The 12,184-nt window shown below is 34.8% G+C and carries 13 protein-coding genes; all 13 read right to left on the bottom strand.

What is annotated here, in order from left to right; genetic code table 11:
* Nucleotides 1-305: 305 nt before the first annotated feature.
* On the bottom strand, nt 306-1,250 hold the full coding sequence (locus tag AB4Y90_RS08695; RefSeq protein ID WP_441557013.1) for a transketolase family protein: 945 nt from the start codon (nt 1,248-1,250) through the stop codon (nt 306-308).
* 69 nt (nt 1,251-1,319) lie between these two features.
* Nucleotides 1,320-2,171 (bottom strand): transketolase, encoded by an 852-nt coding sequence (locus tag AB4Y90_RS08700; protein ID WP_441557014.1) that lies wholly within the window; start codon nt 2,169-2,171, stop codon nt 1,320-1,322.
* 294 nt (nt 2,172-2,465) lie between these two features.
* Nucleotides 2,466-2,990 carry a hypothetical protein gene (locus AB4Y90_RS08705; protein WP_441557015.1) on the bottom strand — a complete coding sequence of 175 codons (525 nt, stop codon included), beginning with the start codon at nt 2,988-2,990 and terminating at the stop codon, nt 2,466-2,468.
* A gap of 183 nt (nt 2,991-3,173) precedes the next feature.
* Nucleotides 3,174-4,748: a sodium:solute symporter gene (locus AB4Y90_RS08710; protein ID WP_441557016.1), complete on the bottom strand. Its 1,575-nt coding sequence runs from the start codon at nt 4,746-4,748 to the stop codon at nt 3,174-3,176.
* A gap of 279 nt (nt 4,749-5,027) precedes the next feature.
* Complete coding sequence (locus tag AB4Y90_RS08715; protein ID WP_408088608.1) at nt 5,028-5,309, bottom strand: GNAT family N-acetyltransferase; 282 nt, start codon at nt 5,307-5,309, stop codon at nt 5,028-5,030.
* A gap of 2 nt (nt 5,310-5,311) precedes the next feature.
* Complete coding sequence (locus tag AB4Y90_RS08720; protein WP_441557017.1) at nt 5,312-5,710, bottom strand: OsmC family protein; 399 nt, start codon at nt 5,708-5,710, stop codon at nt 5,312-5,314.
* Nucleotides 5,711-5,894: 184 nt separating this feature from the next.
* Nucleotides 5,895-6,425 carry an NADPH-dependent FMN reductase gene (locus AB4Y90_RS08725; RefSeq protein ID WP_441557018.1) on the bottom strand — a complete coding sequence of 177 codons (531 nt, stop codon included), beginning with the start codon at nt 6,423-6,425 and terminating at the stop codon, nt 5,895-5,897.
* A 245-nt stretch (nt 6,426-6,670) separates the two neighbouring features.
* Nucleotides 6,671-7,543 (bottom strand): CPS family subclass B3 metallo-beta-lactamase, encoded by an 873-nt coding sequence (gene blaCPS, locus AB4Y90_RS08730; protein ID WP_441557019.1) that lies wholly within the window; start codon nt 7,541-7,543, stop codon nt 6,671-6,673.
* A gap of 36 nt (nt 7,544-7,579) precedes the next feature.
* A complete protein-coding gene (locus AB4Y90_RS08735) occupies nt 7,580-8,479 on the bottom strand; it encodes a pirin family protein (RefSeq protein WP_441557020.1) in 900 nt (299 codons plus the stop codon).
* Nucleotides 8,480-8,556: 77 nt separating this feature from the next.
* The gene (locus tag AB4Y90_RS08740) at nt 8,557-8,874 is read right to left on the bottom strand and encodes a GNAT family N-acetyltransferase (protein ID WP_441557021.1); all 318 of its coding nucleotides are present in this window, start codon (nt 8,872-8,874) and stop codon (nt 8,557-8,559) included.
* Nucleotides 8,875-9,111: 237 nt separating this feature from the next.
* Nucleotides 9,112-9,984: a pirin family protein gene (locus AB4Y90_RS08745; RefSeq protein ID WP_441557022.1), complete on the bottom strand. Its 873-nt coding sequence runs from the start codon at nt 9,982-9,984 to the stop codon at nt 9,112-9,114.
* A 212-nt stretch (nt 9,985-10,196) separates the two neighbouring features.
* Nucleotides 10,197-11,600, bottom strand: a complete 1,404-nt coding sequence (locus AB4Y90_RS08750) for an MFS transporter (protein ID WP_441557023.1) — start codon at nt 11,598-11,600, stop codon at nt 10,197-10,199.
* Nucleotides 11,601-11,676: 76 nt separating this feature from the next.
* Nucleotides 11,677-12,111 (bottom strand): GNAT family N-acetyltransferase, encoded by a 435-nt coding sequence (locus AB4Y90_RS08755; protein WP_441557024.1) that lies wholly within the window; start codon nt 12,109-12,111, stop codon nt 11,677-11,679.
* Between the last annotated feature and the right edge of the window lie 73 nt (nt 12,112-12,184).

The raw sequence follows: 12,184 nt of genomic DNA on the forward strand, positions 1-12,184 counted from the left end.
GTATTGTTTCCTTTGATGTTGCTGATGCACTTTTTTATGCATAATTATTATCTTTCGACGTTCTTATACTCAGACGTAACCAATCTTTTCTTATTTACAGGATTTGGAATGTTGGCAATAATTCCGAAATGGAAGTTTTTCAGATAATTCATTAAAAGATATTTATAAAACTAAAGCTGACTGTTGTCGGCTTTTTTTAATTGTATAATCTTATTTTAAAAAATACTTTATAAAATCACTATCTCTTAAATAAATAAAAAGCACCCAAATCAATTGGATGCTTTTCAATATTATTGAGGAAAATATTAAGCTAAAACTCTCTTCACCGCTTCTTTTACCGCAGCAGCGTCAATTTTATATTTCTTCATCAATTCTGCAGGAGTTGCAGATTCTCCGAAAGTATCGTTTACCGCAACAAATTCCTGTCTTGTAGGTCTTCTTCTTGCCAGCATTCCCGCAACAGATTCACCCAAACCACCTAAATAGTTGTGCTCTTCAGCAGTTACAATTTTACCTGTTTTTTCTACTGATTTCAAGATGATTTCTTCATCAAGAGGTTTAATCGTGTGAATGTTGATCACCTCACAAGAAATACCTTCTTTTTCAAGTTCATCTGCGGCAACCAAAGATTCCCAAACCAAGTGACCAGTTGCAACGATCGTTACATCAGTTCCCTCCTGAAGCATAATCCCTTTTCCGATCTCGAAAGGCATATCTTCCGGAATAAAAACCGGTACGGTCGGTCTTCCGAATCTTAAATATACAGGACCGTGGTGATCTGCAATTGCTAAAGTTGCAGCTTTTGTCTGGTTGTAATCACAAGGATTGATTACCGTCATTCCCGGAAGCATCTTCATCATACCGATATCTTCCAAAACCTGATGTGTAGCTCCGTCTTCTCCTAAAGTAAGACCTGCGTGAGAAGCACAGATTTTTACGTTTTTATCAGAATATGCGATTGACTGACGAATCTGGTCGTACACTCTTGATGTAGAAAAGTTAGCAAAAGTTCCCGTAAAAGGGATTTTTCCCGTGATGCTTAAACCTGCAGCAAGACCCATCATATTTGCTTCAGCAATACCTACCTGATAAAATCTTTCGGGAGCTTTTTCGATGAATTTTTCCATTTTCAAAGAACCGATAAGGTCTGCACACAATGCAACTACATTTGGGTTTTTATCAGCCAATTCAGCTAAACCAGCCCCAAAACCTGAACGTGTATCTTTTTTTTCTGTATATGTATATTTCATATTAATTTAAAGATTAAAAAAATTAAAGGATTAAAAAATTACTTATTACCAATTACTCATTACTAATAACTAATAATCTGCTGGAGCTTCTAAGTATAATTGTTTGAAAGCAGTATCCAATTGCTCGTCATTCGGAGCTTTTCCGTGCCAAGCGTGAGTTCCCATCATGAAATCTACACCGTTACCCATTTCTGTGTGAAGGATGATGGCAACTGGTTTTCCTTTTCCTGTTTCAGTTTTTGCCAATTCTAACATTGCAATTACAGCTTCAAGGTCGTTACCGTTTTTCTCTTCCAAAACTGTCCATCCGAAAGCTTCCAGTTTTGCATGAAGATTTCCTAATGAAAGTACATTTTCTGTGCTTCCGTCAATTTGCTGTCCGTTAAAATCAATTGTAGAAATAATATTGTCTACTTTATTTGCAGCAGCATACATCAAGGCTTCCCAGATTTGCCCTTCCTGCAATTCTCCGTCTCCGTGAAGTGAGTAAACTAAAGAGGTATCACCGTCTAATTTTTTTCCCTGTGCAACACCTAAAGCTACAGAAAGACCTTGTCCTAAAGATCCTGAAGCAATCCTTACCCCTTCCAAACCTTCGTGAGTGGTTGGGTGACCTTGCAATCTTGAATCTAATTTTCTGAAAGTTCTCAGTTCATCTACCGGAAAGAAGCCAAATCTAGCCAAAGTAGAATAGAAAACCGGCGAAATATGTCCGTTTGAAAGATAGAAGTGGTCTTCATTTTTACCTTCCATTGTGAAAGGAAGAGTGTAGTTCATTACTTTACCATAAAGTGCTGTGAAGTATTCTGTACAGCCCAGACTTCCTCCCGGATGTCCTGAATTTACAGCATGAACCATTCTTAAAATGTCTCTTCTGATTTGTGTTGTAAGAGATTTCAGCTCTTCAATACTTTTACTCATATATTAGGATTTATTTGCATGCAAATTTACAATTTTTTGTCGGCTTACGGAAATTGAAAAAATCCGAGCTTTAGATCAGGATTTGTATGCTTTCAAAAAGGTTTATTAATATGAGATTTATCAATAGGATCGGGCTTTAGCCCGATTTAATAAAAGCTAAATTCAAAAGGCTTTAGCCAAAATTAAACTTGATATACTTATTGGATTTTATTTGGAATTTAAATAAAAAAATAACCAAACAGATGTTTTTGAATCTGTTAAAATCAGAAATTGAATACTTGGTAAGATCATTTTTTAGAAATGATTTAATTTGTAAAAAATCCAAACAGTTAATAATGTGTAAGAGATTAAGTTTGTAATAATAACACCTTTAAAGATTTTATTCTTTTTAAAATTACCAAAAATTTTATTCTTTTTTATTGAATAGTATTCCATAAAAATTGAAATAATGAGCGTAATCAGAAGACTTATAATTAAATCAAAAATAATTTCGGTTGTAATTTTTGAATTTATGGGGTATCCAGCATTTCCAAAAATAATATCTAAGACTGGGAATTTAGAATAATTTTCAACATAAGAAAATAGCGAGAGTCCCAAAGCAACTCTGATAACACCCTGAATAAAAAATCCGCCAAGAGTAGAAAAGATATTCATAATCAAAACGTCTTGCCAAATTAATTTAAAGTTAACTCGGAAGAATTTTGAGAAAATAAGTGCTTCTACGGTAACAACAAAAATAAGAGCAATTAAAATATACCACCATTCGTAAAAGAATAATGGTAATACTGCATTATAAAGTTTGTTGTTGACTTTTTTCATTCCTAAATCAGTGTTTAACTTTCGTGATTAAAAATTGAATCTTTAAAATGTAACTGATTTCGCAGCCCGACTTGAACGGAGCTCTTTTTGTGAAACAAAAAAGCGGGAGCGGAAGGCATAAACGAGAGGAAGCGAATGCTTTATCGAAGTTTACGAACGAAGTTCTGAGCTGCCCAAATTATTCTAAACCACTTTTAAATAATTCTTGTTTTTTACCATCCACAATCCAATGAAAGTCAGCAATCCATTCAGAATAATCAATTCAACACCGATTCTGTAATCAGTTGTTTCAGTTACTAAATAATTGATTAAATAGGTTAAAACTGGAGCCAAAAGTGTTACCGTAAGAATAGAATATTTTTTGGAAATTTTAAATTTAGTAAAGATTCCGAAGGCAAAAAGTCCTAAAAGTGGGCCATATGTATAACCTGCAATTTCCATGATCAAATAAACAATCGACTTGTCATTCATCGCTTTGAAAAACATAATCAGAATAAAGAAAACCACGGTAAAAGTCAAGTGAACTTTAATTCTCAGGCTTTTTTTCTCTTTTTCGGTTTTGCTTTTATCTTCATTAAGGTTTAAAAGATCAACACAGTATGAACTTGTCACCGCCGTCAAAGCTCCATCTGCGGATGGAAACAACGCAGAAATCAGACCGATAATAAATATAACAGAAATGATCATCGGGAAATGCCCTTGAAGTGATAAAGCCGGGAATAAATCATCACCCATAATGTTGGCAACATTTCCTGCAGTATCTTTAAATCCGAAAACATTAGAAACAACTTCTTTACCTTCAACAATATTCGTGATTTGTGAATAGCCTGCTCCGTTTTGTATCGCAAAAAGATAAAGCAATCCGCCTAAAAAGAGAAAAGCAAGATTCACAAAAAGTAAAGTTCCTGCAAAAGTCAGCATGTTTTTCTTTGAATTCTGAAGATTGTCAACCGAAATATTTTTCTGCATCATTTCCTGATCCAATCCGGTCATAGCAATGGTAATGAAAATCCCGCCCAAAATGGTTTTCAGGAAAAATGTTTTTGAATTTGGATCAAAATTAATTAAATGGGTATAATTTTTCTGTTCTAAAATGGTGTAAGCTTCACCAAATGAAAGATTTAAATTAGATAAAATATAAATGATACACGCAATTAAGCTGATAATCATAAACGAAGTCTGCAATGTGTCGGTAATCACAATCGTTTTTACACCGCCTTCAAAAGTGTATAAAAGCACCATTAATAAAAGCACCAAAGCCGTTAACCAAAATGGAACGCCTAAACCTTCCAATAAAAATATCTGTAAAACATTGACTACCAAATATAATCTTGCCGTTGCACCGATTGCTCTTGAAACAATAAAAAATACCGAACCGATTTTATGCGCTTCTACATTGAATCTTTTTCCTAAGTAAGTATAAATTGAGGTAAGATTCATCTTATAATAAAGTGGAAGTAATATTGCAGCCACAATAAAATATCCGATGAAAAACCCGATTACCATCATGTAGTATTCAAAGCCGCCGAAAATATATTCGCTTCCGGTCATTTTCCCGACCGTTCCCGGAACGGAAATAAATGTAACCCCGCTTAAGCTGGTTCCGATCATCCCGAAGGCAACGAGCCACCATTTACTTTTTTTGTTTCCGATGAAAAAAGACTGGTTGTCAGAATTTCGGCTCGTAAAATAGGAAATCACCAAAAGACCGACGAAATAAACAAAAACAAATAGCAAAAGTACAGTTCCCGGATTCATGTTTAGAATTTAAATTTCAGCAAATATAGTTTTTTTTCGAATGTAGCGGAATTTTGGATTTTGATGGTGAAAGTTTTGGCATCTTCTAAATTATTTTGCCACGAATGCACGAATTTGATTGATCAAAAATATCACAATCTAATTCGTGGATTCGTGGCAATTTTTATTTATTTTCCACAGATTTCACAGATTTGCACAGGTTTTATTCTCAATCATCAGCGAAAATTTGTGTAATCTGTAGGAATTTAACATCCAGCTTCCATCATCTGACATCCAGCTTTACAAAACGTCACGCAAATCTTCATTTTTCTGGAAAGTCGCTTTTGCAAAAGGGCAAAGAGGAATAATCTTTTTACCATTTTCTCTCGCAAATTCTACAGCTTTTATCAGCATTTCTTTTCCGACGCCTTTTCCGTTGTAGGCTTCTTCCACTTCGGTGTGATCGATGATGAATCGGTCTTCACCTGCCCAAGTGTAAGTCATTAATCCGGCTCTGTTTCCGTCAATTATTGCTTCGAAGCTTCCGTGTTTTTCGTCGTTGTTTTGTTTTACGTCTATCATATTTAAGAAAATTTGGTTTGAATTTGTATTTCGTTTAATAATATTTTGTGTACCGGACAAGCATCGGCAATCGTATGAAGTCTTTTCAATTGTTCTTCGCTCAAATCGGCTCCTTCAAAACTAATGTTTCTTTTAAAAACTGCCAATTTTGTTAAAGGGAAATTTTCAAGTTCTACCTCTACGTCGATGTTTTCTATATTCCATTCTTTTCGGTCGATATACATTCTTAAAGTAGCTGCAGTACAGCTTGCCAAAGAAGTCGCCAAAATTTCAAAAGGATTGAAGCCCTTATTTTGTCCGCCTTTATCGATCGGTTCGTCTGTAATCAGGCGGTTTTCACCTGCGACAACTTCTGTGTAATATTTTGTTTTGCCTAAACTTGCTTTTACAGTTACAGCCATATATTTTTGTTAGATGTTAGATGTTAGATGTTAGATGTTAGATGTTAGAAGATCTTTGATCTTCAAAACTTATGTGTTCTTGTAGTTTTGAACATTCTAAGTTTAAAATCTAAAGTGATAAATCTTTTGTGGCTTTTGTGGTTAAAAAAGTCCCACAAATTTCACAGATTCTCACAGATTTGAATTAAGCAATTTGATTTTTAAAACTCTCTATTTTATTGTTTAAATCTTTCAGCATTTCAGGATCAATAACACCGCTTTCCAAATCAAAATTTTCGTAAAATTTAGGCAACGAGAAAGTCTCTTTTACATCTGCAGCAAATTGCGGGAAAAATGTTTTGGCAGTATTCATCACGTTTCCGCCGCCGTAACCTCCCGGAGAAGTACTCATCAAAAGCATCGGTTTATTCTGAAAAACTTTTACATTGATTCTGGAAGCCCAGTCGAAAACATTTTTGAAAGCCGCAGAATAAGAACGGTTGTGTTCTGCTAAAGAACAAATAATGACATCACATTCTTCAATTTGCTTTAAAAATCGGTGCGCTTCATCCGGAAAGCCTTTCTTTTCACGATCAACGGAAAAAACGGGCATGTCGTAATCATTTAAATCAATTAAATTAATATCATCCTCCTGAAATTTTTTCAGAACAAATTTTACAAGCTCCCTGTTGATGGATGTTGAAGAGGTGCTTCCTGCAAATGCTAATATTTTCATGTTTATTATAATTAATTTTAGAGTTTTTGTGCATTTATAATCTTAATTTTCTTAACCCAAATAAACTTTGTTTATTCTTTTTTTTAAACATTAAGCAATTAAGAGTTTTTATAAAATGACTGCCGTAAGAAATCAATTAATTGATTTGATTTAAGTTTATTAAGTATAATTTTCAGAAACCTTAATTTCTTAATGGTTAAAAATTATTTTAAAATTTAAACAAACTCTTTAAAAAAAATCAGTAGCTAATTTTTCGTGGTGTCTTCTTTTACTTTTTCTAAATAATGATTTTCCAGATCCTTAAGTTTTTTAAAATAATTTTCTTTATCCATAAACAATTTCGGGTTGTAAGGATCTCCTTCTTTTCTTTTTTTATGAAGATCAAACTGACTTGCGTGCGAAGCCACCCAAAGATCGAAATCTATTTTTTTCATGGCTTCAAAAGTCTGCGCATAATCTTTCTGAATGGCAGGATATTTCTTGACATCCGAAAATTTATGGTCGATAATAATCGAAGGTAAATTAGCAATCAGAACTTTATAATTTTTGTTTCCATCTTTTGTTTCAAAAAGAAAGCTGCAGGATCCTTTTGTATGACCGGGATGATGAAGCAAGGTCAATACCGTATTTCCCAACTTTATTTTGTCATTATTTTTCAAAAGAAAATCAGGATTTACAGGTTTGAAAGTAACGCCGTATTTACCCATTTCATAGTCAGATTTTCCTCCGCTTTTCAGTTCTGCGGCATCTTTTTCGTCTACATAGAGTTTTGCGCCGGTTTCTTTTTTTATCTGAGCCATCGCTCCCATATGATCGTAATGAGCCTGCGTTAAAGTAAGAATTTTGATGTCTTTATAATTAAAACCAAGCTTTTGTATATTTTTTTTAATGGTAGAATAAGAATCTGCCAAACCTGTGTTGATAAGGATATTCCCTTTATCTGTAACAATGAGATACGAAGCAAGATCATAAGTTCCTACATAATACAGATTGCCTGCAATTTTGAAAGGCTGATAATCTTTTGACCATTCTGCCGGATTATTTTTCGGTTCTGTCACGGTTTGTGCAACACCAAAAAAAGAAATGCACAGCAAAAATAAAAATGTCAGGTTTTTCATCTGTAAAATTCGGGATGTTTATTAAAAAAATTGCTTTTATTTTCTGTTTAAAATGGCTTTCGGAAGCGGAACATATTCCTCTTCATCTCCCGGAACTAAAGGGAAAGCATCGTGATTCTGGTCGTTCCAGTTTACTTTTGCTTCGTCAATCAATTCTTTGTCTGAATTTACAAAATTCCAGAAAATAAAACGCTCTTCATCAAAAGGTTCGCCTCCGAAAAGATAAACGGTTCCGTTTTCGCTCATTTCAAACTCGCAAAGCTGGGTGTTTTTGGCAATCATCAATTGTTTTGAACCGTAAGAATTTCCTTCAATATTGACTGTTCCGTCTAAAACATACATCGCAGCTTCGCCGTAAAGGTCTTTTCCGATGCTGATTTTCTGTGCGGTTTTGGTTTTAATTTCAATAAAAAATAATTTACTGTGAACAGGAACAGGAGATTTTTTACCGAAAGCTTCACCTGCAATTAATTTATATTGAATTTCTCCTTCGTCCCAAACCGGAATTTCTTCAGCTTCAATATGATGAAAAGTAGGTTCGGTTTGCTCCAGATGTTTCGGAAGGCCTACCCAAATTTGAAATCCGTGAAGTTTTTTGTCTGTATTTCTGAGGTATTCCGGTGTTCTTTCAGAGTGTACAACCCCTTTTCCGGCGGTCATCCAGTTTACGGCGCCAGGTTTTATTTCAAGAGCGCTTCCGATGCTGTCTCTGTGAAAAATAGATCCTTCCAAAAGGTAAGTTAAAGTAGACAGACCGATGTGAGGATGTGGTGGAACATCAAGGTTTTGATAATCTTTTAATTCTGCAGGTCCCATATGATCGATAAAAACGAAAGGGCCAACTGCTCTTTTTTCACGGAAAGGCAATAGTCTTCCCACTAAAAAATTCCCAATATCTGCAGATTTTTCTTCTAATATAAGTCCAATATTTGACATGAATGTTGTGATTTTAGTTTTTTGCGTTAAGCTAAATTAATTAAAATTTATTCTATTTAATGGTACTTTAATTAAAATTAAAGTTTATCGTAGCCTTCAAATTTTTCGTCTACAATACGTTTCCAATCCGGATTTTTCTTAATGAAAGCAAAAACATACGGACAGAACGGAAGAAGTTTTTTACCACTTTCTTCAATGTAAATTAAAGTTTTTTCAACAACGGCAGCTGCAGCTCCGGTTCCGGCTAATTCCGGCTCGGCTTCTGTGTGGATCAATGCAATTCTCTGGCTCGTTTCTTTATAATCAATAAATGTGAAATGGCCGTTTACTTCAATTTCAAATCTGTTTTTTTCTTCGTTTTTTACTAATGGAATGCTTTCAAATTCTGGTTTCATGATGTTATATTTAAAGTTGGTTAATTATTGTAAATATTTTAATATGATATTTTAAACGCAATGAACACTAAGGTTTAGAATTGTTTTGCATATTTTTCGTTCGCAAAGGCACTTCGTTCAGCGAATGACAGCAAAAAACCTTAGCTGAGTGAAACGCCTTTGCGAACGGAAAATATTTTCATTTTAAGAATAGATCTTTGCGAACATTGCGTTAAAATCATTTGTTCTCAGATTAAATTAATCTTCCAGATACCCGAATTTTCCGGTATTGAAATCTTCGAAAGCCTGCATAATTTCTTCTCTGCTGTTCATCACAAAAGGACCGTGCGGAAAGATGGGTTCATTTAAAGGTTCACCGCTCAGAACTAATACAACAGAATCTTCTGTAGTTTCGATGGTAAAGCTTTCGCCTTCATTTTTGAACAAAACAAAATGGTTAGTCGGTACTTTTTCTTCGTTAACCAAAATATTTCCTTCAATCACCAAAGCTGCGGTATTGAAATGCGCGGGGAAATTAAATTCCGCTTTTCCTCCCGATTTTAATTTAGCATTCATCAAATTGACAGGACTGAATGTAAAGGCGGAACCCTTTATATTTTTATATTGTCCGGCGATAATCTCTACAAATCCGTTTTCACCTAAATCTGCTCGGTTGATTTCTGAATTTTTAATTGCCTGATATTTTGGCTTGCTCATCTTATCTTTTGCAGGAAGATTTACCCAAAGCTGCACCATCTGGAAGATTCCGCCGGTTTTAGACCATTCTTTTTCGTGATATTCTTTATGTAAAATTCCACTTGCTGCTGTCATCCATTGTATATCGCCTTCACCAATTATTCCGCCGCCACCTGCGCTGTCGTGATGCTCAACTTTTCCCTGATAAGCAATCGTCACAGTTTCAAAACCTCTGTGCGGATGAACACCAACTCCTCGAGGCGTTTCTGAACCGTTGAAGTGAAATTTAGAATTATAATCAAGCATGATAAACGGATCCATTCTCTTCATATCTAAACGATAATCACTTGGAATAAAATTGTGTACCCGAAAACCGTCACCTACAAAATGGGCAGATTTTGGAGGAACTATAATTTCTATTTTTTTTGTTGTCATAACTGATGTTTTTAATTTTAAACAAAATTAGAACAGTTGAGAGAGAATTGCATTGATGTGTGATAAGTAAGTTTGAGTGTTTGAGAGTTTTAGTGTAGTGTTGTTTATCTCTCATAGATTTGGCAAATTTTGCAGATTTTAAAAGTATTTATCTGTTGAATCTGATCAATCTGCGAGAGATTATAAAAAAATTGGAGATCCTAATTGAAATTTTATTCTTCAGATTTCATATTTCTGCCATCGAAAGTATGAAGCCTTCTGAAAACCATGCTTGATAAAATCGTTAAAGCTCCCACTGTAAGAAAGGTGTAACGAAATGCATTGTGGGTTTCGTGTTTAATAAATTCGGGGCTGTTTTCATAAATTTTTAAAACAATCAAGCCAAAAGCAATCCCGAATCCGATCGCTAACTGTTGATTAACCGAGATAAGAGAATTTCCGCTGCTGGTCTGAAAGTTTCGTAAATCTGCGATGGAAATGGTATTCATCGAGGTAAACTGTATCGAATTGAAAAATCCTAAAACAGCGATCACAGGAACAAACCAAAATATAGAAGTGTGAATGTCGGGAATAGCAAGACAGCAAATTAATACTCCGATAATAAATGTATTCACCATTAAGGTTCTTCTATAGCCAAATTTATTTAAAATTTTAATGACGGAAGATTTACCGAACATCGCTGTTAAGGCCATCGGAGCAATAATCCAGCCCGAAGTTACAGCCGATTGACCGTACGCAATCTGGATCATCAATGGCAGCAAAAGCGGAACAGAGCTGATTCCTAATCTTGTTGCAAGATTTCCTACAATCCCGACCCTGAATGTACGAACCTGGAATAAACTTAAAGGAAAAATAGGATTGTTGCCTCTCTTTGCGTGTCTGTAATAATAGTACAGGAATAAAAAGCCTAAAATAAAAATAAGTAAAACGGGCGTAATATTCTGCATATTTCCGAAAAGTTCCAGCGAAACAGAAAGCAAAAGAGAAGCTGCCGCAAAAATAAGGAAACCCTTCAGATCAAAATCGGTTTCGCGCGAATTGTAATTGGGCATATATTTTAAGCCTAAAATAATTCCCAAAACGCCGATGGGAATGTTGATCAAAAAAATCCAGTGCCACGAAAGATAATCTACCATATAACCGCCTACAAGCGGGCCAAGAACAGGTCCGATCAAAGCAGGAACGATGGCGAAATTCATCGCTTTGAGCAATTCATTCCGATTAAAAGTTTTAATTAAAGCCAGTTTTCCGACTGGTGTCATCAAACTTCCGCCAACTCCCTGAATGATGCGTGAAATCACCAACTGTGTAAGATTTTGAGAAAGCGCACAAAATACAGAACCTAAGCTAAAAAGCACCAACGAAAAGATAAAAACCCTTCTTGTGCCGAAGCGGTCTGCCAAAAATCCGCTTGCAGGCATGAAAACCGCCAATGTTAACACATAACTGATAATTGCATTCTGCATATTCAGCGGAGATTCATTCAAATCTTTTGCGATTGAAGGAAGCGAAGTGTTAAGAATCGTAGAATCGAGCATCTGCATAAAAATGGCAGTTGCTAAAATCAACGGAAGAACTTTTTTTACAGTTTGTCGCGGAGTATTTTGTGTGGGCATTTATCGAAATATTGATGTGATTTGCCATACCAATTTACGAAAAATTACAGGACGAAAATTTTTAAACTTACCATTATCACAGACTCATATGAATCAGCGGATAATCTTTGCCGGAACCATCCTTTTCTGATCTTCGTGTTTTTTTGAATCCCATTTTCTCGTAAAATGCTATTGCTTGGGGATTTTGCTCGTTTACATCTACTTTTGTACAACCCGTTTTATTTTGCAGATATTGATACAATTTTTTTCCTAAACCTTTTCCGCGGTCGTCATTATGGATAAAGAGCATTTCTAAAGTATCCTCTGAAACCGCACCAAATCCTTTCGGATCATTGTTTTCTGAAATGATGTAAACGTCAAGTTGAGGAAAATACTGTTCCGGAATCGCTTTTTTGAAATATTGAAAATCATTTTCCGATAAAAAATCGTGAGTCGCTTTTACGGCAGATTCCCAGATTTCAACCAATTTTTGATAATCTTGCGGAACTGCTATTCTAAAAGTATAAGACATTTTTTTTGTTTTAAATGTAAAAATAATTGAGCTAAACAAAAATCATGTTTTCTGRTTAACATGCAAAAATAAT

Origin of the sequence: Chryseobacterium sp. 2TAF14 (assembly GCF_052115105.1) — a bacterium.
GTDB lineage: Bacteria > Bacteroidota > Bacteroidia > Flavobacteriales > Weeksellaceae > Chryseobacterium.